The organism is Bacteroides sp. L008 (genome assembly GCF_040812255.1).
Lineage (GTDB): Bacteria > Bacteroidota > Bacteroidia > Bacteroidales > Bacteroidaceae > Bacteroides > Bacteroides vicugnae.
Map to the genome: position 1 here is coordinate 284,100 of NZ_JBFNXO010000002.1, position 22,941 is coordinate 307,040.

Consider the following 22,941-nt stretch of genomic DNA (forward strand, 5'->3'; position numbering starts at 1 on the left):
ATGATGACAGGAATTTCTTATTCCTTTGCACAGCAGCTTCCGGCAGTAGCCTATAAAAATCCGACTTTACCCGTAGAAACAAGAGTTGCGGATTTACTATCCCGTATGACATTAGAAGAGAAAGTCGGGCAACTTCTTTGTCCTTTGGGTTGGGAGATGTATGAAATCAAAGGCAACGATGTCCTTCCTTCTGACAAATTCAAGCAACTTATAAAAGACAGAAATGCGGGAATGCTATGGGCAACCTATCGTGCCGATCCGTGGACAAAGAAAACATTGGCAACCGGACTGAATCCCGCATTGGCTGCAAAGGCAGGAAATGCCTTACAGAGGTACGTGATGGAGAATACCCGTTTGGGAATCCCCTTATTCCTGGCAGAAGAAGCGCCCCACGGTCACATGGCGATTGGTACAACCGTTTTTCCTACCGGAATCGGGATGGCTGCAACTTGGTCACCACAACTGATTAATGAGGTAGGTAAAGCAATCGGTAAAGAGATACGTCTTCAAGGCGGACATATCAGCTATGGACCTGTGCTTGATTTGGCCCGTGATCCCCGTTGGTCTCGCGTGGAAGAAACTTTTGGTGAAGACCCTGTATTGACGGGGGAAATAGGAAAAGCGATGGTGGAAGGATTAGGTGGTGGTGATTTGTCACGTCCATACAGCACGCTGGCTACTCTCAAACACTTCCTCGCTTACGGTATCTCGGAAAGCGGACAGAACGGGAATCCCTCTTTTGCAGGTATACGTGAACTGCATGAAAACTTTCTGCCGCCATTTAGACAAGCTATCAATGCCGGAGCATTATCCGTAATGACTTCGTATAATTCGATGGATGGTATTCCTTGTACAGCCAATCATTATCTCCTGACCGAACTTTTGCGGGATGAATGGAAGTTTAAAGGGGTTGCCGTTTCCGATCTATACAGTATCGAAGGTATTCATCAAAGCCATTTTGTTGCTTCTACAATGAAAGAGGCGGCTGTAATGGCCTTATCTGCCGGAGTCGATATTGATCTCGGAGGCGATGCCTATATGAATCTTATGGATGCGGTGAACCGGAAGGAAATAAGTAAAGAAATCCTTGATATAGCCGTGAGCCGTGTACTTCGATTGAAATTTGAAATGGGATTGTTTGAAAATCCTTATGTAGATTACGGAAAAGCGAAGAAAGAAGTTCGTAGCAAAGAATACGTTACTTTGGCACGCCAAGTGGCACAAGCCTCGATCACCTTGTTGAAAAATGAGCACTCTCTGCTTCCGTTGAACAGGCATGTGAAAGTTGCGCTGATCGGACCTAATGCTGATAACCGCTATAATATGTTGGGAGATTACACCGCTCCGCAGGAAGAAGAGAATGTAAAGACCGTACTGGATGGAATCAGAACAAAACTTACTTCCTCACAGGTGGAATATGTGAAAGGTTGTTCCATTCGTGATACTGTGGCATCTGATATTGAACAGGCCGTTGCAGCCGCCCGGCGTTCCGAAGTCATTATCGCTGTGGTAGGTGGTTCCAGTGCCCGTGATTTCAAAACCAGTTATAAAGAAACAGGTGCGGCCATTGCTGATGAAAAGACAATCAGCGATATGGAATGTGGTGAAGGATTCGACCGGGCAACGCTTTCTTTATTAGGAAAACAGCAGGAATTGCTCAAAGCCTTGAAAGCTACTGGAAAACCATTAATAGTAGTTTACATTGAAGGGCGTCCTTTGGATAAAAACTGGGCATCTGAAAATGCTGATGCACTGCTGACGGCCTATTACCCGGGACAAGAGGGAGGAAATGCCATTGCTGATGTTTTATTCGGTGAATTTAATCCGGCAGGACGATTACCATTCTCTGTGCCCCGTTCCGTCGGACAGATTCCGGTATACTATAATAAGAAAGCCCCCCAAAGCCATGATTATGTAGAAATGTCTGCTGCTCCGCTTTATCCTTTCGGATATGGTTTGAGCTATACCACTTTTGAATATTCAGATTTACATCTGTCAGCTCTGACACCACACTCTTTCGAAGTTTCATGCAAAATCCGGAACACCGGAAAGTACGATGGTGAAGAAGTTGTTCAACTTTATTTGAGAGATGAATATGCTTCAGTAGTGCAACCGTTGAAGCAATTGAAACACTTTGCACGCCTCTTTTTGAAGTGTGGAGAAGAACAGGAAGTGAAGTTTGTTCTGTCCGAAGAGGATTTTGCACTTGTCGATCGGAATTTGAAAAGGGTGGTAGAACCGGGAACTTTCCAAGTAATGATCGGTGCTGCTTCTGATGACATCAGATTACAGACGAAAATGGAGATAAAATAGGAGATACTTCGCCTCTATTCATCTATGAAATAAAAATATCAAAGTTAGATCTCATAATCATTTGTACCTATTTTATTGTCATACTGTCAGAATTCTATTCAAGTAGATGAATATCAGTACTCTATCACCTGACAATAACCATTGATAATAGGCTGACAATAAAATATCTCTACTTTTATTGTCAGCCTTACTTTTATCTCTTATGATACCTTTATTACCTGATAAACAGTACCTTTATAAGTGTGTTTCGAGGTAATTCCGCATTTTTGCAGTAATCTCCCGAAGTGATATACTTTATTGTCGGACAATGAAATACCGCTTTTTTTCTTCAGATAATTCAGAATTTCGACCGGAGTAAGAAATTCTCCTTCCTCTTTCGTTTGCGCAGCCTTAAAATATTGATAAAACAATTGCAGCATAGCCGGTGTTTGCTCAAACTCACGGTTGTTTTCAGTCATAATCTGCTCATCTTCGCTATCAAACCAATAACGCTCACCATGATAAATCTCGTGCATGGCTTGTGCATAAAGCTGTTCATAATCTATTGGTTGTGTAGTGTCGATGTTTCCCGTCACTTCAATGCAGATAAAACGACGGCTTCCCGAAGGATCAGTCAGCAAATCCTTCTGATTACTTGTGCCGATAAATGAAGCATATCGTTGCAATTCAAGTACCGAGCGACCATGCGGTTTCCGAAGATTGACCACGGGCTTTTGGAGAATATGTTTCAGAAATCCCTGTTGCGTCAGAGTAATCTGGTCGAACTCATCAATGTTGATGAGCGCGAACCGATTCAGATACAGTTCCGCATCCCGTTTCTGGCTGAAATCAATGCTGTCCGTATAGTAAGCTCGAAGTGCAGGCGGAATCATTTCACGGCAGAAAGTTGATTTATGAGTTCCCTGTGCCCCTACTAATATGGGTGATGTACTATTCGCGTGCATTTTATCTACCCCTCTCCAATGCGAAACCATATTCAGGAACCAACGATGGAAAAGCAATTCCCAATGTGGATTGTTGCAAGGAACCCTGTTTGCCAAAGCATGAATGCGGTCTTTACCGTCCCAATGCGGCAAATGAAACAGAAATTCTTCCAATGGATTATAGATAGGCACACGGTTGGAATGTAAGTAACGGTCTATATCCCTGTCCCATACCCCGATTCCTTCAGATTGGGCGTCCAGCATAATACTGTTTTGCGCCCGTTTGTCGATGGGATGGAAATAGAACTGAAATGAGAAACGCTCCCGGTATTCCACCTCCCCGATCTGCGTATTGTAGCGAAACTCATAACGACGATTCATAAATTCGTCCATTTGCAGGCTAAGGCGTTGCTCTTTAGTCAGGCAGTTGTCTTTGGGCACTCCCTTACATTCCTTATACACGTTTCTTATCATTTCGCGTACCAGCATCGGATTTTTTCTTTTGTAATAACGCATGATGGTGCGTCTGGTTGCCTCCTCTTCCGGGATGCCTGAATAGTAGCAGTTTTCGGCAAGCGGGACTACTAAAGTTTGCAAATCATGATCGTTCCGGTGCCAATCTGTTTCCATTTCTTCGAATGTTTTCCGCAATGCCGCTTCATAGAGTAATGCTACAGTATCTTCCGTATCATATCCCGGCAAGGCACGATTCAATGGAGATGTTTCAGAGCTCGATTTCTCATGATAAGTCATCTCGCCGGGCATACCGATAGGTTGTGAAAGATAGAAAGGGACAGGGGTGGAACGATAAATCAGGTCCGGATCATAGCTAAGACGTGAGAATTGTTCCAGTTTCGGCTCTTTTAGCAGAATGTTGAAAGGGAGTTGAGGCTGATAACATTTGATGGCGAGGCGATAGGCATGCGCTTGGAACACTTCGGCCTCTTCCGTTGTTTGTGGCAAAGTGCCGTCCGGTCGGGTGAAGCAAGTCCATATCTTGACACTTTTACCGCTTGCCCCCATGAAGGCCAACATTGTCTGGGGAAGTTCGGCAGCCTTTTGCTTCACAATATCCACTTCTGCTTTTCCGGCTAACGGACCAATGGTCAGTTCTACAATACCATTGTAGGTTTTCATTCGTTTCACTCCGTTCACTCGCCCGAAAGCTGCGGCAGGAATCACTCGTGGTAGTTTGCTGGCGAGGGAACAAGGTTCATCGGGCAGAACAAAATGCAGGGCCTGACGTAGTCCGGATACCGGGCGGAGCTTGGTTTCTTTCTTCATTTTCTCTATCAGCAGGTCAATGTCCATCACGCTTAGTGCTTCCGTATCTCCGTTTTCCCTGATTTGTGTAATCTTCATTTCTTTTTATCTTGAATTTTATAGACCTGTAAGTGTTTGTTATAGGTTTCAAAGGTACGGATAAGGTGCTTGTAAAACAAACTATTTAGGATTTATCATGATAAAGAATAGACTTTCTTAATTCAGTTTTTTTTTAATTTGCAACTAATGACGTTCGGAACTAATGATGCTGGGACTGATACATTGGAAAGTGGGTATGGATGTGCTGTCTACCGTGTATTGTTATGATAAGAAGCAGGTATACTTCCATTCACCTGCCGGTATAGTTCCGCTAAAGTGTTGGTATCTTTAGTTCGTCACGGCCGTGACGAGATCTTCCCACGGCCGTGGTAGGAACTTGTCACGGCTGTGGGAAGAAGTCACCACGGCCGTGGGAAGGTAAAGATACCGTTACTCTAGCCGAACAATACCTACTTGTTAAGTGAAAGATACTTATGGTGCTACTTCTATCTGACTCAGTTTCTTCATTGCTATCATAATATCCGGTTTTAGGAAGTATAATAGTATTATTTGTGATTGTTGAAGTTATCATCCATGTCTCCACATCCTCTACGTAATAAGATTCACCTGTTTCATGATTATACCGGCGAATTTCTTAGCTTCCAGCAACTTTTTTACTCACCTGCAGGATATTACCTTCCCCCGGGAAACGAAATAGCCAATAGGACAATGCCTGCCACAAATTCTCCCCAACATACCGAACGGAAGATTGCAAAAGAAGAATATGCAGCATTCATTTGGATATGTGTTGAAATATATGTTAATTTGCGGTCTAAGTCATAATAAAATGGATACTTCTCACATCAACGCCGATATCCTGCATAAAAATATAAAAGATATATACAACGAATATCATGACTCTTTATTGGCATTCGCCAAGAGTTATGTTATGCGGGAGGATATTGCGCAAGATTTAGTACAAGAAGCATTCATAAGACTATGGGAAAAAGACCATGACTTTTTCTCGGAGGTGGCTTTGCGTTCTTATCTGTTTGCTTCAGTCAAAAATCTTTCTCTCGACTATTTGAAGCATTTGGATGTAGAGACCCGTTATGCAGAAGCGTATATGGAAAAAACATCCCAAGAAGATGTGATTGATGAACAGTTCGACAAAGAAGTAATGGAGCTCCTTTTTAAGACAATCGACTGCCTGCCCAAACGTTGTCGGGAAATCTTTTTATTGCATCTGGACGGATTAAGCAGCACAGAGATTGCTGATAAACTCTCCCTTTCGATTGATACCGTACGGACACAAAAGAAACGCGCCATGAAATTTCTAAGAGAACATTTTCAAAGCCAGTCTTCTCCCAATATTTCATTTACTTTTATCTTTTTTAAATTACTCTGCTCCATTTAAGAAGCAACTGACAGCTATACATCGTTGTCTTTCAGGTCTTTCAGTTTTCTTCTAGTTATCTGAACAATAGCGGATTGCACTGGAACCCTGATTCCATGTCTTTACTGATGGAAAGTCTCTGTATTACTCAATGACTATCAGATGATTGCCGGATAAACCTAAAAAACATCACCATTCTTCATTTTTTTTTAAATTCTTGTACCCAATTTAAGGAAGTTTGTCGTTTTAATAATAAAACGATAGTCAACATGAGAAAAAAAGAACTTTTAGTTAAGTATATCTTAGGAATACTTAGCACAAAAGAACGACAGTTATTGGACTTGTGGATGAAAGAATCTCCGAACAATGCTCTTTATTTGGAAAAACTTAAAAAGAGAAACTATAGCGAACGATATCAAGAATATAAGCGCTCCCATCGGAATTTCAGCGTCCGGCAATCCGGTTGGAAACACGTGCTTGTGCAAGCGGCTTGCTGGACGATCCCTGTGCTAGTAGCATTCAGCCTATATCTCGGACTGCGCTCGGACAAAGAGATACAAATAGAACCGGGCACCTCAAAGGCGATTCTTTATCTCGACCCAACTACCAAGATTGAGTTGGGAAACTCTAAGGAATTTGAATGGATACGCTTGAACCGGCTGGATATGGTTGCTGAGAAACAAGGCATTCTGGATTACCACCAAACTTCTTCCCGACAAGACATACACCAGAACAACCTTTTGGAAACACCGCGCGGAGGCGAATATCGTGTCATTCTGGAAGACGGAACCCGGATACACCTGAATTCACAATCCACCCTTTCTTATCCGGTCTGTTTTGAAGCGGACAATCGAACCGTAGAGCTTACCGGAGAGGCCTATTTTGAGGTAGCCAAAGATCCGAAACGTCCTTTCATGGTGAAAGTGAATGGAGTGACCGTACGGCAATATGGAACAAAATTCAGCATCAACGCGCGTTCTCCCCAAAATACGATGATTGTTTTGGAAGAAGGTTCCATCGGAATGATTTCTCCCGATGAAGATGTAAGAATGCTCAATGCCGGCGATGTGGCTGTTTGGGATCGAGTTCACTCTACAATTTCAATTACTGCTCCCGAAAGCTTTGAGGCTTACGTGGCATGGCATCGCTCCCGTTTTGTCTTTGACGATCAATCATTGGGAGAAATCATGGAAAACCTTTCACTTTGGTATGACATGAACGTACAATTCGAAGATGAGGCTCTCTCTAAAATACATTTCACCGGTAGCGTGGGACGCTACGAGAACGTCAACATTCTTTTGAACGCGATTGAAGCAACGTCTAGCGTCAAATTCCACATAGACGAGCACCAAATAACCGTTATGAATAAATATTAAAGAATACACAATGAAAAAAACAGCGAGAAAGAAGAAGCTAATGTGGATAGCTACATTAGTTTCAGGACTTTTATTATGTCAACCGACAAGCGTATGTGCACGGGAGGTGAAAACAGACGTGCATGAGACGGATTGGTCATGGGATAAGGAAAGGACGGTGACTCTAAATTTGAAAAGAGCGACAGTCAAACAATTTTTTGATGCTGTGCATCAACAGACCGGATTGGATTTTGTGTACAACACGAAGCAGATGGCTGCTATGGAACCTATCAGCATTTCGGTAAAGAACGAACCGATAGAGAAACTGCTGAACTTGGTCTTCGGAAAGAAAGGATTCACTTTCAAAAGAAACGGGAACATGGTGACTGTCGGTCTGGAAACGCAAAGTCAGAAAACCCCTGTTCCGTCGGGGGCAAGGCTGCAGAAACAAAAAGTGACAGGGCGAATCTATGACCAGCAAGGAGAGCCTCTAGTCGGAGCGAGTGTCCGCATAAAAGGGACTAACATCGGCAGTGTAGCGGATATCAATGGAGTGTACGAAATAGAAGCGGAACCCAATGCCGTATTGCAATTCAGCTATATCGGAATGGAAGCTCAGGAAATCACCTATAAAGGAGGGAATAAACTGGATGTATCGCTCAAAGCTGATAATAAAACCGAATTGGAAGCGGTTGTCGTAACCGGTATTTTCCAAAAACCGAAAGAGAGTTTTACAGGAGCTGTCTCTACCATCACTTCTGAACAACTGAAAATGTACAAGGGACAGAATATGCTGCAAACATTACGCAATGTAGACGCTTCCATCAATCTGGCTGTCGATAATATTTCGGGTAGTAACCCTAACAACCTGCCCAATATCAATATCCGCGGTACCTCCTCCCTGCCTATGAGCGTAAAGGAATTTAACGAAGGTGTAAAGGGAGAAGTCAATACTCCGCTGATCATCATGGATGGTTTTGAGATTTCACTCACCAAACTGATGGACTATAATGACAATGATATCGAATCCATCAATATCTTGAAAGACGCATCGGCTACAGCCTTGTATGGCTCACGCGGAGCCAACGGAGTCATTGTAATCGTTTCAAAACGCCCGGTTTCCGGTCGGCTGAAAGTGACAGGTACGATAGGACTCAACCTCGAAATGCCCGATCTTACTTCATACGATCTGCTGCATGCCGCAGACAAACTAGAGCTGGAACGCCTGACGGGACTTTATGTATTGGAAGGTTATCCTACGACAACGATAGAGCGACAGGAAATCTACAACGGACGTTTACGAAAAGTCCTTTCCGGTGTAGACACTGACTGGTTGAGCAAACCGCTACGTACAGGAGTCGGGCAGCGTTATAATCTGCGAATGGAAGGCGGCAATGAAGAATTTCGCTGGAGCACTTCCGCTGACTATAACGACACGCAAGGAGCTATGAAAGGTTCTTCACGTAAAGTTTTCAATGGAAGCATTACCTTAATGTATTCCATTAAGAATCTTATTTTCAAAAATCAGACCAACATAGGGATAACTAACAGTAGGGAAAGTAATTACGGTTCATTCAGCAATTATGCCAATCAACAACCTTACAATGCTCCCTATGATGAGAATGGTAATATTGTGCGTTATTTCGACGACTTCTATGCCAATCCGAACTCAAGGACGCAGAATCCGCTTTATGACGCGACTCTCAACTCATTTGATAAAAGTAAATATCAGGATATAAGCAATAATTTCTCTATTGAATGGAATATCTTTGACGGTCTGAAATTACGTGGACAATTAGGAATCAGCGGTCAGACACACTCCAGTGATTATTTTTTGCCGGCAGAACATTCCAAATTCAATACCGATGAATACAAGAGCGCCAGTGGATATTTTCGCCGGGGACTTTACCGCTACGGTACAGGAGAGAACCAGAATTACGATGGTGCCCTCACCCTGTCTTATACCAAAATTATTGCCGACAAACATCAGTTATATACAGGTCTGGACTATTCCATTACCGAATATAAGTCACACTCGTATGGATTTGAAGCGGAAGGCTTCAGCAATGAGAATATGAATTACATAAACAATGCATTGCAATATAAGAAAGACGCGACTCCTTCAGGTTCTAAAAGCACCAATCGCCGCATTGGTCTGACAGCCAATGTGAACTACACTTATGACAACCGTTATTTCCTCGATTTATCTCTGCGTATGGACGGAAGTTCCAATTATGGGACCGACAAGAAGTACGCTCCTTTCTGGAGTACCGGTATCGGATGGAACCTGCATCATGAGTCATTTCTGAAAGAAAACGATGTGCTCACCCAACTGCGTTTAAAAGCCTCCTATGGAGAAACCGGTTCCATGAATTTCTCAAGTCTGGCGACGGAGACCTCCTACAAGTATGTAACCAACAACAAATACCTGAACTGGACGGGAGCTTACCTCGTTGGTTTAGGAAATCCCGACCTGACATGGCAAAAGACGGCTCAATACAATGTCGGTCTTGAGGTCGGTCTGTGGAACGGAAGATTTTCAGGAACCTTCGATTACTATGTGAAACAGACCAACAATCTGCTGTCTTCTATGAATATTCCTCTTTCAATGGGCTTTTCTTCGTATGCCGCCAATGTGGGGGAGGTGAAAAATAACGGGTTCGAAATAGGATTGAACGGTATCATACTCCGTAATCCTGCGCATCACTTTTCATGGTCAGGACGCGCCCAATTGGTATACAACAAGAACCGTATTGTCAAGGTATCCGAAGCTATCAAAGCTCAAAATGAAGAATACTTGAAACAAAATGTAGATGTAAGCAGTCTTTTCTATGAAGGACGCCCGCAAAACGGTATCTATGCCGTGCGATCATTGGGCATTGATCCCAGCTCGGGTAAAGAAATCTTTTTGGATAAAAATGGGAAGATCACTAGCACATGGAATCCGTCGGATAAAGTGTATCTTGGTTCCGGTGAACCACTCTATCGGGGCATAGCCGGGACGATGGTCAGTTGGAAAGGGTTGAGCGTTAATCTCTCATTTGCTTATCATTGGGGTGGAAAAGTCTATAATCAAACATTACTCGATAAAGTGGAAGTGAGTACCTACACCATTGCTTCACAAAATGTAGACTCACGCGTATTAAGTCAAAGATGGATCAAAGAAGGTGATTTGACCTTCTTCAAGGGATTCTCAAACCAAGCCACTCGTGCCACGTCTCGTTATGTGATGGACGACAATGTTTTTGAATTGCAATCACTTGATATACAATATCGTTGGGACTCTGCCGCCTTTCAGAAAGCTACCAGATTTAGTTATTTGATATTCGGAATCAATATGTCCGACTTACTTTATATCTCATCCGTCAAACGTGAACGTGGAACTGGTTATCCTTATGCCAGAGGCATCAGAGGTACTCTTTCCTTTGCTTTTTAGTTCAAATTAAATAAGAAAAGATATGAAAATAAATAAGAAACTGATAATCATACTGTCCGGCATTACTTTCATGTGTACATCTTGCCGCGATTGGCTGGACATCAAACCGGAGGACGAGGTGTATGGAAAAGACCTATTCTCTTCGTACCAGGGTTTCAAAGATGCTTTGAACGGCTGCTATATGGCATTAGCCGACTGTAACGCTTATGGTGAGAGATTGACAATGAGCAATGTTGAAAGTCTTGCCGCACAATGGAATCTGACCAGTGACTACTATCGTAAAGCTGACTACTATTTTTTACATCACAATTATACTCAGGATGATGCAAAGAATGCCATTAAAACGATATACAGTCAATTATTCAATGTGATTACCCAGGCGAATATGATTATCGGAGCTTGCGAGCAATATGGCAACAACATTGCGGATCCGGCGAGTCGTGCCATGATAGAAGGAGAAGCGTATGGCATACGCGCGTTTTGCCAATTGGATATACTGCGTCTCTTCGGGCAGCTTCCGCAAAATGCGACGCTCACAGTGTCGCTCCCTTATTCAGAAAGTGCTGATATAAAGATTATGCCGGTGTATTATTCTTTTGAGGATTACGTGAAGAAGTTGGATGAAGATCTGGACAAAGCTTGTTCTCTACTAAAAGACTATGATCTGATCTTTAAATACACATTCGACCAACTGAATACTCCTTCAAACATTAATTTGAACGATGATTATCTGGCTTATCGCCAATTACACTTCAACTACTGGGGAGTGAAGGCCTTAAAAGCGCGTCTCTATTTATATATCGGAGATGTGACAAAAGCACATGATAACGCAATGGAAATTATCAACGCAAAAGGAGCGGATGGCAAGTCTCTAATGAAATTAAGCGGAAGAGAAGATCTCCTCAAAGGTCTTTATGCCTGCCCGTCAGAATGTCTGCTTGCTATACACAAGTACAATTTACGGGACTATTCTCCTACTGTACTAGGCGGTGACGCAGACCGTAAGATAAATCCATCGGAACAACTTTGTCTGAACGGCACATGGAATTTGCAAAGGCTCTTCACAGGCTTTTCTATCACGTCACACAACAGATACATTTACCAATGGGAATTGAATACGGAGTCAAGCTCCAATGGACAAAAGTTTCCAACACTTAAGAAGTATTATAGCAAATACAGCAGCGATAATGATATGGTGAAAGGACAAATTATCCCTTTGCTTCGTATTTCCGAACTGTACTTGATTGCTATGGAAACTACCACTAGTCTGGAGGAAGCCAATGCGTTATATAAAGAATATATGGCTTCTCATGACATATCTATCTCTGCGGAGGACAGTTTTACTTCTTTGGATGCTGTGGCGAATTTCATGTTGGCAGAGTATCAGCGTGAATTTTATGCGGAAGGTGTCATGTTCTATCAGTACAAGCGTCGTAACTCAACGTCTATGACTTTTCTTTTTGGTGAAACCATGAATGAAGGACTGTACGTCTTACCATTACCGGAAACAGAATACAATCCAAATGCAATTCAATAAAAAACAGAATTTATGAAACATTATAATCATGCATTCCTATCATTGCTTTTAGGGGGTATATTTGCCATGCTAATGAGTGGATGCGAGAAAGAACTACCTGTATACAGTGATCCGAATAACCGTCTGATCTTTGATTATTCCAATCCGGCGGACACACTGAAGCGATACTCGTTTGTCTACGAGAAAGCCACTACCACAACAGATACTCTGTGGTATAAAGTACATACTATGGGTTTTGTCACCCCCTATGACCGTCCTTTCCAGTTAGAGCAAGTAACTTATGGAGTGTCAGATAACGCTGTACCGGGTAAACATTACGTAGCTTTCGATGACCCTGAATTGCTAAAGAAATATTATTATATTCCTGCAAACTCTGCCGGTACTACTATTCCAATAGTACTTAAACGGGATGCTTCTCTAAAATCACAAGGCTTCATGCTTGTATTTACCATCAAAACCACAGATGAGTTTTCTGCCGGATACACCAACAAGAGCTTCATGAGCATTTATATTGCGGACTTTTTGGCTAAACCTTCCGGATGGAAAACTTTATCAACCTATTATTTCGGCGAATACGGAGTAGCAAAACATCAATTTTTGATAGACACGACAGGAGATAAGTGGGATGATGACTTCCTTGCCAACGAACTGTCTATTGAAGATGCCGCTGTTTGTGATAAATATTATATTGCTTATTTGGAAAGTGTTTTACGCGAGGCTCTTGACAAACTGAATGCGGAACGTGAAGCGCAAGGACTAGGAAAACTGAAAGAGGCAGACGGGACGGAAGTCTCCATTCCCCTGATATCACTATAGAAAAAATGAAATGAATCAAAATAGTAAAGATATGAAAAGGCATTACTTTATAACATACATGATTATAATGATGGCGATACTCTCTGCCTGCTATAGCGACAATAGCGAGGAGGCTTCCGTTGAAGTGGGAAACATTTCCATCAGCGGGATAAAAGAGAAATATTCAGCCATGTCCGATAATGGTGAAGTACTACAGATCAATCCCGTTATCAAAAGTGACTATCCCAAAAAAGACTTGGAATACCATTGGTTCTTATATGAAAAATCGAAAGAAAATGCATCTACAGATAATGATGGAAACCATTACGAAGAAGTCCTTATCAGTGAAGATGAGAATCTGTCCTATCCTGTCAATTTGGGGGTAGGCGACTACACCATTGTGCTTCGGGTTAAATCCCTAAGCAATGGCTGTGTGGCCTACCAACGTACATCACTGAATGTATCTACCCGTTATACAGAGGGATTCTATATACTGAAAGAAGTGAACGGAAACACGGAATTGGATTTCCTGTCCCCTTCGAATGAAAAGATAGACAATGTCTTTACTCGACTGCACCAAGCACCGGTAAGCGGAAAGCCTAAAAGCTTGTCGGTCGTATATAATCATGCGTACATTGATCCGGAGACTAACAAAGCGTCTTACGACCATTCATTGTGTGTCATTACTGATGACAGAAAAGTACGCTTTCTGCGTGCACCGGATTTAGCGGTAGTACATGATGAGAAAACCATGTTTTATGCATCGGATGGAATAGACGAGGTTCCTTATACAAGTGTGAACACCACTTTTAAAAATCTCTATCTTTCCAGCAAGGGAGCATACATTACCGCTTGCGGCGACGCCACTGCAAAACCCATGCCTATTGGTAAATTCAGTCATCCGGAAGAACCGGCGGGCGCCAGTCCCTTTGTGGTAAAAACCGGAACATACGAAACTGTCTTCTGGAATGAAAAGAACCATACGATTTATCGTATAGACATGAATGGAGGTATAAAGACTCCTAGTCCAAAAAAGAATGCATATCAAGAGGTTGCAGTAGAAAACCTGACCAATTATGAATGTGTTTCTGCCGGACAGACTTACATTAACTATGATACCAAACTCTTTTTCTTGTTTAATGAAACATCTACCGGCGATAAGATTTTCTACCGCATGACAGCCAATTGGAGTAATTGCACTCCGGATACCATGCTCACCGTGAATCCCGATATGCATTTCGCCAAAGCGACTTATCGTTCTTACAATGCTCGTTGGGCATCTATAGCCTACTGTGTAGATGGTGGAAAACTTTATGCCTATTCGTTAAATTATCAACAAGATCCTAAGAAATCGATAGAAGAGATAGAGAAAGAGGCTGAATGGGAATTAAAGCCGGAAGGCATTCCTGCAGGTGAAGAAATTGTATATGCAGAAACAATCTATTGGGAACAATTCAATCAAGACAGGTATGGAGACAGTTTCAGATACCTTGCAATAGGAACTCAAACGGGGGATAGCTATCAATTATATTTATATAATATGTTAGGTGGTTCTCCCGATGGGGAACCGGTAAAAACGATTAGCGGAACCGGTAAACTGAAACGCGCCGTATATCTTGCACCAAAATATCCGGGAAATGATTCCGGTCCATTCATGGGATATCCCTACTAATATTGATTTATCAAAAGAATTATGAACCGACTGTTAAAGCATATCATAGTAACATTACTTGCTTGCTGGACTACCATCACGTACGCCCAGCAAGGAGAAGGGGTTTCTTTCCTCGACAATCCCGCATGGCAATCCCTGCTGACGCAAGCGCAGGCTGCCAACAAACCGATTCTGGTAGATTGCTACACCGCTTGGTGCGGACCATGTAAAATGATGGTAAGCCAGGTTTTCACCCAGAAGAAGTTGGGAGACTATCTGAACGGGCGCTTCGTATGCGCCAAGATAGACATGGAAAAAGGAGAGGGGCCGGAACTTGCCAAAAAGTTCAGCGTAAAAGCCTTTCCTACTTTTCTCTATCTGACCAAAGAGGGGACGTTGATGAATTCCGCCGTGGGCGGTTGTACAGCCGACGAATTTATAGAACGTACGGAACGCACCCTATCCGGCAAAACGCTGGAAGTCCTGCAAACGAAGTATGAGGGAGGGGAACGCAGTGAAGAATTTATGGTGCAGTATATTGTGACTCTCGATGAACACATGAAACGTAAAGAGGCTATGCAACTTGCATTGGAGCTGCTGGAAGGGAAAGAGAAGGAATTGTTGGAGAGCAAAGGTCTTTACGACCTTTTCTTCCGCTATATCCGCGAACCGTTTCATCCTCTTTTCCGCTACGTGCAGGAACATCAGGACGAATTTAAAGCCCAATATGATCCGCAACAGTTAGACGATAAGTTGTATCAAGTGTGGTCGGCACATGCAAGCGACTTCTTCAAACAGGAAGGCTCTGTATATAAGATTGATGAAGAAGGGTTAAACCGCTATTTCGAAGAGATGACCCGCTTCCCACTCTTCAAAGGAGACGAAATAATGTTGCGCAACCATCTGCTGGTGGCGGAATACCAAAGAGACTGGAACAAATATGCGCAAATTTGCAACGAAGCAATCCGCAAACAAGACGTCTCGGATGGGATTCTTTATAACTGGGCTTCACGCATAGGAAACGGAACAATCACCTCCGCCACCCGAAAAATGATAACGGGCTGGGTGAAGAAACGCCTTTCCGAGATTCGCAAAAATACGACGGCGGAAAACTACCGATACATAGCATACTATGAACAACTACTGGCAAGCTTCAATCCAAAGAAATAATATTCAAACTTAAAAGAAAGTATATCGTATGAGAAAATTACTACTAGTGTCATTGGCGGCATTTTGCATCCCCATGCTTGTATTTGCCGGACCTAAGTCTGACAAGAAAACGACCAAAAAGAAAAAAGGTAAAACAGAAGCCGTAACGCCTCCCGCCGACCCTAAAAAAACGGAATATGACAAACTGATAGAGGGCATGAAAAGGCAGGAAGGCATGCTCTGCGCTTATACCAAAGAGGGAAAGCTTCTGCTGGAACTCGGTTCCGAAGCCTTTAAGCATGATTATCTGTTGGCTACCCGATTGGCGGAGACCAGTAATACTGGGGTAGGAGTGGCGGGACAAATGCAGTGTGAACCACTTTGCTTTTATTTCTCTACTGACAGCATCAATGTGTACATACATCAGCGCCAACTTGTATTCGCTGTACCGGAAGGGGACCCTGTACTTCCATCGTTCCATAAGAACTTTACCAATCCCGTGGTAGCTGCCTTCAAAGTGAAAAGCAAATATCAAGGGAACTTGACGATTGATGTTACCGATTTCTTCACCACCGACCAACGCATCATCTCTCCCATACACGACGGTATACGCAAGTCCTACTCCTTTGCACCGGACGCTTCCATTATCAAAGGAGTCAAACTGTTTCCGTCCAATATGGAAGTACGCACACAAATGAATCTCCGCAACAATCAAAACGGCCAGTGCATCACGCTGATGCTCAACCGCTCGATACTCCAATTGCCGGATACGCTGATGGAACAGCGCTTTCAGGACAATCGTGTGGGATATTTCCATTCATTCCGTAACCTATTCGACACCCAGGAAGATAAAGTAACCACCTATAATTTTATCCATCGCTGGAGGCTGGAACCTAAAGACAGGGAAGCCTATTTCCGTGGAGAACTGGTAGAGCCCATAAAACCCATCGTATTTTACGTAGATACAGCATTCCCTCAAAAATGGCGTGAAACAATCATACAAGGTATCTTAGACTGGAACACTGCCTTTGAAGCTGCCGGATTTAAAAATGCCGTCCAAGCCAAGATGTATCCGAACGACCCTAACTTCGATCCGGATGATATGCGCTATAGTTGTGTGAAATATGCCACATACGCGATACCGAACGCGATGGGCCCCAGTTACGTAGACCCCCGTTCGGGAGAGATCCTTACAGCCGATGTCATTTGGTATCACAATGTCATCCAACTTGTACACAACTGGCGGTTTGTACAAACCGGTGCCGTAGATAAACGGGTACGTGCCAATGTGTTTCCTGACGATGTAATGTGCGAATCACTGCGTTATGTCATCTCTCATGAAATAGGACATACGTTAGGTTTGCTCCACAACATGGGAGCTAGCCATTCCTACCCCGTGGAGAAATTGCGCGATCCGGCTTTCACACAGAAATACGGTACGACTCCCAGCATCATGGACTATGCCCGCAACAACTACGTTGCCCAACCCGGCGACTTTGAGAAAGGCGTGAGACTGACGCCTCCTATTTTAGGAGTGTATGACATATATGCCATCAATTGGGGATATCGCCTTATTCCGGGCAATAAGACTCCCAAAGAGCAATCTAAGGTTCTAGCCAAATGGATTGAAGAGAAAGCCGGTGACCCGATGTACCAATTCGGATTACAGCAAATGGGGATTATTGAAGACCCGACCGCCCAAACGGAAGACTTAGGCAATGACCCGATAAAGGCGGGTGATTACGGTATCAGCAATCTGAAAATCGTCTATAAGAACTTGGAAGACTGGATGGGCGTGAAGGGAGATACTTATCAGGATTTAAAAGATTACTTTGCCAGCATTGTCGGACAGTATTCTAATTATTTGGGACATACACTGGGGTATGTGGGAGGAGTTGTATATACTTACAATCGTGTAGGAGAAAAAGACGGCGTACGTGTATTCGTACCCAAAAGTCAACAGTCCGCATCCATGAAATGGGTTGTCAGCCAACTGCGGGAAGCAAACAATTGGCTGATTATACCGGAGAAAATAATCCGCTTCGGATTTGACTTGAATGGTGCCGACGGTCTGATTCAAGGAGGTGCGGCAACACTTTACGATGCCCGTCGGTTGCAACGTATTTATGAAGGAGGCGTAGTAGACGCAAAGAACAACTATACACTCACGTCTTATTTGGATGACGTCTATCGTACTATATTCCAATCTACCATTGCCGGACAGGCACTCAATTATACTGAGATGAAAATGCAGGCGGCAGCCATCGAAGCACTGGCTACTAATGCGGGATTTATACAACCACCCATGGGGGGACTTCGAATCGGATTGGCCGATTCATTCTATTCGGAGAAATGGCGCTGCTGCTGTTCCGCCGCATCCGAGGAACAGTCAGCCACCATGCGTATGCCTGTCATTCCTCCTTTGAATCAGAAGTTGTTGCAATCTTCCTCTTTCGGGCAATTGCAGAAAATACTTCAGCTCTATAAGGCGAATAGTTCCGTAGGCAATCAGGAAAGCCGTGATTTTTATCGTTTCCAGATACAATATATCGAACGCTTGATGAAAAAATAGGCGGATGAGGGATCATTCTCTTTAAACTGAGAAAGCGATATTACAGTTCATATAATATCGCTTTCTTATTGATTAGAAACTATTTTCTACTTACTTGTTGTCATTCTCGCGAATCTCTACCCGGCGAATCTTGCCGCTGATCGTCTTCGGAAGTTCTTCCACGAATTCAATTACACGCGGATATTTATAAGGAGCAGTCACTTTCTTCACATGATTCTGTAACTCCTTAATCAGTTCTTCGCCGGCACGTGCTTTATAATCTTTAGATAGAACAATCGTAGCTTTTACTACCTGACCGCGAATCTCATCGGGTACTCCGGTGATGGCACATTCCACAACAGCCGGATGAGTCATCAATGCACTTTCCACTTCGAATGGGCCGATGCGGTAACCGGAGCTCTTGATAACGTCATCTGCGCGACCGACAAACCACAGGTATCCGTCTTCGTCTTTCCAGGCAACATCACCGGTATAATAAATACCGTCGTGCCAAGCTTCATGAGTGCGTTCCGCATCCCGGTAGTATTCTTTGAAAAGTCCGAGAGGTTTGCCTTTGCTGGTGCGGATTACAATTTGCCCCTGCTCACCGGCTTCAACAGAGCGACCTTCATGGTCGATCAAATCAACATCATATTGAGGATTCGGCAGTCCCATGCTTCCCGGTTTCGGTTCCATCCACGGCATGGTAGCGATGGTAAGGGTTGTTTCCGTTTGTCCGAAACCTTCCATCAGTTTGATACCAGTCAGTTTCTTGAACGTTTCAAATACGGCAGGGTTCAATGCTTCTCCGGCAATGGTGCAGTATTTGAGTGAAGATAAATCGAACTTCGTCAGGTCTTCGTGAATCAGGAAACGGAAGATGGTAGGAGGTGCACAAAGGGAAGTGACATGATATTCCTGGATTTTTTCAAGAATAGCTGCCGGGGTAAACTTTTCGTGGTCGTAGACGAAGATATTGGCTCCGGCAATCCATTGTCCGTAAAGTTTGCCCCATACCGCTTTCCCCCAGCCGGTATCGGCAATGGTGAGGTGAAGGCTGTTCTCATCCAGATTATGCCAGAAGCTACCGGTAACGATATGTCCTAGCGGATAAGTGAAGTCGTGTGCCACCATCTTAGGCTCGCCGGTAGTGCCGGAAGTAAAATACATCAGTGAGATGTCGTCGTTAGTGTTCGCATGGCGGGGACGTACAAACGGGGCGGCATGTTCGATACCCTGATGGAAGTCCTCGAAACCTTCCGGAATATCCGGACCGACACTGATTAACTTTTCTACAGTAGGACATTCGGGAAGAGCATCTATGATATGTTGCAGGATGATTCCTTCACCGGCAGCTACAATCATTTTGATATCGGCAGCATTGCAGCGGTAGATAATATCCTTTTTAGTCAGCAGGTGGGTAGCCGGAATGACGGTTGCTCCCAGTTTGTGTAGGGCAATGGTGCTATACCAGAACTCATAACGCCGTTTCAGAATCAGCATCACCATGTCGCCACGACCGATACCCAGACTCTGGAAGTAAGAAGCGGTCATGTCTGTATAGCGTTTCATATCGGCAAATGAGAACTGGCGGCTTTCGCCTTTGTCATTTGTCCAAAGCAAAGCGTTCTTGTCGGGTTGTTCGGCAGCCCAGGCATCTACTACGTCGTAGCCGAAGTTGAAATTCTCCGGAACGTTTATTTTTAAGTTTTTGATAAAGTCCTCTTGTGAACTGAAAGAGGTCTGTGATAAAAATCTTTCTACCATGATGTTATTACATAATTACTGCCAGAAAACGTACCGTTTTGCCATCGAGCGCTTTCATGCCATGTGGAAGTTTAGAGTTAAAATAAATGCTGTCGCCTTGGTTGAGGATGATTTCTTTGCCTTCGATGTTGATAAGCATACGTCCTTCGATGACAAGGTTGAATTCCTGTCCGTTATGTTTGTTATAATGGATCGGCTCGTCGATTGCTTTCGGTTCAACGGTAACGATGAACGGGTCAGCGGTACGGTTCATGAATCCTGAAGCCAGCGATTGGTATTTATAAGCTTTGGTACGTTCGATGCTGACACCTTTGCCGGCACGGGTCACGAAGTAGCTGCTCATTTTGGGCTCTTCGCCAAACATCAGGGCATCGAGAGCTACATTGTACGTACGGGCTATTTTTTGTAACATACTGACGGAGATATCGTACTCTCCAGTTTCCGCAAGCCGGTATTCCTCAGCAGAAATGTCGCTGTCGCGGGCAATGTCTTCAGAAGTCAATTCGAGTACATCACGTAGTCCGCGAAGGCGTTCTGCTATCTGTTTAATTTGGTCATTCATATTGTTGAAGTTATAAGTGATTAGTTATAGTAATTTTGCGAAATGATTTCATTTTATTCAGGCACGGATTACACGGATTTCACGGTTTTTAGTATTATAATTGTATAAAGCAACAGCGTAATCCGTGTAATCCGTGCCTGAACTTACTGACAGTCTTATTGTTATTTCGACGCTTTCATCGCTCGGATGATAGCGGAAGTGAAGCCGTTATGCTCCAGTTCGTTGATTCCCTTGATGGTGATTCCGCCCGGAGTAGTCACCTTGTCGATTTCTACACTGGGGTGGGTGTCATTGTTCTGAATCAGTGCGGCCGCTCCTTTTAAGGATTGGGCTATCATCTGCATGGCATCTTTAGGACGGAGTCCCATTTCAATTCCGGCTTGCATGGCTGCCTGAATGTATTTCAGAACGTAAGCGATACCGCAGGATGCCAATGCAGTGGCTGCCGCTATTTTATCTTCGGGAATCAGCATCACTGTTCCCATCTCGCTGAATAGCCGGAGGACGAATTTGTCTTGTTCATCATTCGTGTTGCGGGCAGCGACAAGCGTCATGCTTTCCAGTTCGCTGATAGCGGTATTCGGAATCAGACGGAACATCGGCATTTCCGGTGCAACGACACAATGAGCCAATTCTTCAAAGCTGATGCCGGCGGCTACAGAAATTAGTATCTGTTTGCTTTTCAGTTTCAATTCGCGCATCACAGGTTCCATAAACCACGGTTTGACGGCGAGGATGACAATATCTGCTCCTGAGGCAGCTTCCGCATTATTGTTCGTGATAGAGATATCCGGAAATTCATTCTTCAGTTTCTCTAGTTTTCCGGCACTGGGATTGGATACAATGATATCCGAATCGTCTATCAGACTTCCTTTTGCCAGGCCACGGGCTATTGAACCGCCCATGTTTCCTGCACCGATAATGGCTATTTTCATATACGCTTGTTTTTAATGAGTTGTTACAGACAAAGGTAACGGTTAATTACGAAAAAACAAAAAGCAGCCAGAATAAGAACTAAATTTCTAATAGAGGCTGCTTTTATCGTTGGCTGTTTATTAATCAAATGAGCGGTTAGAGTACTTTCTTGAACCGGGCAAGGAATTCTTTTGCTTCCTCCATGCTAAGACAAAGAGGGGGCAACAGGCGAAGTACATTCGTGCCGCTTGCTCCGGTGAATACGTGCTCGTCGTAAATGAGTCGGCTGCGCAGTTCCTTGATTGGTTCTTCAAATTCAAGTCCGATCATGAGTCCGCGTCCGCGCACTTCCTTAATTTGCGGGAATTTCTTTAGTTCTTCCAGTAAATAGTCACCTACAGCTTTTGCATTCTCTACCAGATTTTCCTGTTCAATGACATCCATCACGGCGAGAGCTGCCGCACATGCCAGATGGTTTCCACCGAAGGTAGTTCCCAACTGACCGTATACCGGTTTGAATATCGGGCTGATTAGGACACCTGCCATCGGGAAGCCGTTACCGATTCCTTTGGCTACAGTGATGATGTCCGGTTTGATATCGTTATATTGATGAGCGAAGAATTTGCCGCTACGTCCGTATCCGCTCTGAATCTCATCCAGAATCAGGATGGTTCCCGTCTCGCTACAAGTTTTGCGGAGTTCCTGCATAAATTCGGTGGTCGGTATTTTGATACCGCCTACACCTTGAATTCCTTCAATGATAACAGCACAGGTGTCTCCTTTAGACAATTCCTGCTTCATCGCGTCAATGTCGTTGAGCGGAAGGTAGGTGACATGACCGTTATTGTTGATAGGAGCGATAATGGAAGGATTGTGAGTTGCTTCTACTGCAAGAGACGTACGTCCGTGAAACGCTTTGCTGAAAGATACGATTTTGGTACGTCCGTTGTGGAAAGAAGCCAGCTTCATGGCATTTTCGTTTGCTTCGGCACCACTGTTAATCAGAAACAGGCTGTAGTCTTCGTAACCGGAAATCTTTCCCAGTCGTTCGGCTACCTCTTGTTGAAGCTTATTGATGACAGAGTTCGAGTAGAAACCAAGTTTTGATACTTGATTGCTGATCATCGCTACATAGTGGGGATGCGCGTGTCCGATGGAGATAACGGCGTGACCTCCGTAGAGATCCAGATATTCTATTCCGTTCTCATCCCATACCTTGCAGCCATCACCTTTGACAATGTTGATATTGTATAAAGGATATACATCGAATAAATTCATAATTCTTCTGT

The 22,941-nt window shown here is 43.7% G+C and carries 14 protein-coding genes; 9 read left to right on the forward strand and 5 right to left on the reverse strand.

The window, feature by feature from the left end:
- Positions 1 to 3 precede the first annotated feature (3 nt).
- Complete coding sequence (locus tag AB3G73_RS20460) at positions 4 to 2,313, forward strand: glycoside hydrolase family 3 N-terminal domain-containing protein (RefSeq protein WP_367745722.1); 2,310 nt, start codon at positions 4 to 6, stop codon at positions 2,311 to 2,313.
- A gap of 200 nt (positions 2,314 to 2,513) precedes the next feature.
- On the opposite strand, the gene AB3G73_RS20465 is transcribed toward AB3G73_RS20460, so the two are convergent.
- Positions 2,514 to 4,598, reverse strand: coding sequence for a BT4734/BF3469 family protein (locus AB3G73_RS20465; protein ID WP_367745534.1), 2,085 nt, complete (start codon positions 4,596 to 4,598; stop codon positions 2,514 to 2,516).
- 787 nt (positions 4,599 to 5,385) lie between these two features.
- On the opposite strand from AB3G73_RS20465, the gene AB3G73_RS20470 reads away from it, so the two are divergent.
- From AB3G73_RS20470 to AB3G73_RS20505, 8 genes are all read left to right on the forward strand, one after another.
- Positions 5,386 to 5,955, forward strand: coding sequence for an RNA polymerase sigma-70 factor (locus AB3G73_RS20470; RefSeq protein WP_148363943.1), 570 nt, complete (start codon positions 5,386 to 5,388; stop codon positions 5,953 to 5,955).
- 248 nt (positions 5,956 to 6,203) lie between these two features.
- Positions 6,204 to 7,310, forward strand: a complete 1,107-nt coding sequence (locus AB3G73_RS20475) for a FecR family protein (RefSeq protein ID WP_148363942.1) — start codon at positions 6,204 to 6,206, stop codon at positions 7,308 to 7,310.
- Positions 7,311 to 7,320: 10 nt separating this feature from the next.
- Entirely contained in the window at positions 7,321 to 10,725 is a 3,405-nt protein-coding gene (locus AB3G73_RS20480; RefSeq protein WP_195649297.1) for a SusC/RagA family TonB-linked outer membrane protein, read from the forward strand.
- Between the two features lie 22 nt (positions 10,726 to 10,747).
- Positions 10,748 to 12,262 (forward strand): RagB/SusD family nutrient uptake outer membrane protein, encoded by a 1,515-nt coding sequence (locus AB3G73_RS20485; RefSeq protein WP_148363940.1) that lies wholly within the window; start codon positions 10,748 to 10,750, stop codon positions 12,260 to 12,262.
- A gap of 12 nt (positions 12,263 to 12,274) precedes the next feature.
- Positions 12,275 to 13,078, forward strand: coding sequence for a DUF4843 domain-containing protein (locus tag AB3G73_RS20490; RefSeq protein ID WP_148363939.1), 804 nt, complete (start codon positions 12,275 to 12,277; stop codon positions 13,076 to 13,078).
- Positions 13,079 to 13,109: 31 nt separating this feature from the next.
- Complete coding sequence (locus AB3G73_RS20495; protein WP_259022100.1) at positions 13,110 to 14,729, forward strand: PKD-like family lipoprotein; 1,620 nt, start codon at positions 13,110 to 13,112, stop codon at positions 14,727 to 14,729.
- Between the two features lie 21 nt (positions 14,730 to 14,750).
- Complete coding sequence (locus tag AB3G73_RS20500) at positions 14,751 to 15,878, forward strand: thioredoxin family protein (protein ID WP_195649294.1); 1,128 nt, start codon at positions 14,751 to 14,753, stop codon at positions 15,876 to 15,878.
- Positions 15,879 to 15,906: 28 nt separating this feature from the next.
- The gene (locus AB3G73_RS20505) at positions 15,907 to 18,429 is read left to right on the forward strand and encodes a zinc-dependent metalloprotease (protein ID WP_148363936.1); all 2,523 of its coding nucleotides are present in this window, start codon (positions 15,907 to 15,909) and stop codon (positions 18,427 to 18,429) included.
- Positions 18,430 to 18,519: 90 nt separating this feature from the next.
- On the opposite strand, the gene AB3G73_RS20510 is transcribed toward AB3G73_RS20505, so the two are convergent.
- The 4 genes from AB3G73_RS20510 to AB3G73_RS20525 all read right to left on the reverse strand — a co-directional run bounded on the left by AB3G73_RS20510 (position 18,520) and on the right by AB3G73_RS20525 (position 22,930).
- On the reverse strand, positions 18,520 to 20,175 hold the full coding sequence (locus tag AB3G73_RS20510; RefSeq protein ID WP_148363935.1) for an AMP-binding protein: 1,656 nt from the start codon (positions 20,173 to 20,175) through the stop codon (positions 18,520 to 18,522).
- A gap of 7 nt (positions 20,176 to 20,182) precedes the next feature.
- The gene (locus AB3G73_RS20515) at positions 20,183 to 20,737 is read right to left on the reverse strand and encodes a helix-turn-helix domain-containing protein (RefSeq protein WP_148363934.1); all 555 of its coding nucleotides are present in this window, start codon (positions 20,735 to 20,737) and stop codon (positions 20,183 to 20,185) included.
- A 161-nt stretch (positions 20,738 to 20,898) separates the two neighbouring features.
- Entirely contained in the window at positions 20,899 to 21,672 is a 774-nt protein-coding gene (gene proC / locus AB3G73_RS20520) for a pyrroline-5-carboxylate reductase (RefSeq protein WP_367745535.1), read from the reverse strand.
- A gap of 136 nt (positions 21,673 to 21,808) precedes the next feature.
- Entirely contained in the window at positions 21,809 to 22,930 is a 1,122-nt protein-coding gene (locus AB3G73_RS20525; protein WP_367745536.1) for an aspartate aminotransferase family protein, read from the reverse strand.
- Positions 22,931 to 22,941: the final 11 nt, after the last annotated feature.

What these genes read in the sequence shown, in the direction of transcription:
- AB3G73_RS20460 (WP_367745722.1), top strand. Translation starts at nt 4, where the DNA reads ATGACAGGAATTTCTTATTCCTTTGCACAGCAGCTTCCGGCAGTAGCC.
- AB3G73_RS20465 (WP_367745534.1), bottom strand. Translation starts at nt 4,598, where the DNA reads ATGAAGATTACACAAATCAGGGAAAACGGAGATACGGAAGCACTAAGC.
- AB3G73_RS20470 (WP_148363943.1), top strand. Translation starts at nt 5,386, where the DNA reads ATGGATACTTCTCACATCAACGCCGATATCCTGCATAAAAATATAAAA.
- AB3G73_RS20475 (WP_148363942.1), top strand. Translation starts at nt 6,204, where the DNA reads ATGAGAAAAAAAGAACTTTTAGTTAAGTATATCTTAGGAATACTTAGC.
- AB3G73_RS20480 (WP_195649297.1), top strand. Translation starts at nt 7,321, where the DNA reads ATGAAAAAAACAGCGAGAAAGAAGAAGCTAATGTGGATAGCTACATTA.
- AB3G73_RS20485 (WP_148363940.1), top strand. Translation starts at nt 10,748, where the DNA reads ATGAAAATAAATAAGAAACTGATAATCATACTGTCCGGCATTACTTTC.
- AB3G73_RS20490 (WP_148363939.1), top strand. Translation starts at nt 12,275, where the DNA reads ATGAAACATTATAATCATGCATTCCTATCATTGCTTTTAGGGGGTATA.
- AB3G73_RS20495 (WP_259022100.1), top strand. Translation starts at nt 13,110, where the DNA reads ATGAAAAGGCATTACTTTATAACATACATGATTATAATGATGGCGATA.
- AB3G73_RS20500 (WP_195649294.1), top strand. Translation starts at nt 14,751, where the DNA reads ATGAACCGACTGTTAAAGCATATCATAGTAACATTACTTGCTTGCTGG.
- AB3G73_RS20505 (WP_148363936.1), top strand. Translation starts at nt 15,907, where the DNA reads ATGAGAAAATTACTACTAGTGTCATTGGCGGCATTTTGCATCCCCATG.
- AB3G73_RS20510 (WP_148363935.1), bottom strand. Translation starts at nt 20,175, where the DNA reads ATGGTAGAAAGATTTTTATCACAGACCTCTTTCAGTTCACAAGAGGAC.
- AB3G73_RS20515 (WP_148363934.1), bottom strand. Translation starts at nt 20,737, where the DNA reads ATGAATGACCAAATTAAACAGATAGCAGAACGCCTTCGCGGACTACGT.
- proC (WP_367745535.1), bottom strand. Translation starts at nt 21,672, where the DNA reads ATGAAAATAGCCATTATCGGTGCAGGAAACATGGGCGGTTCAATAGCC.
- AB3G73_RS20525 (WP_367745536.1), bottom strand. Translation starts at nt 22,930, where the DNA reads ATGAATTTATTCGATGTATATCCTTTATACAATATCAACATTGTCAAA.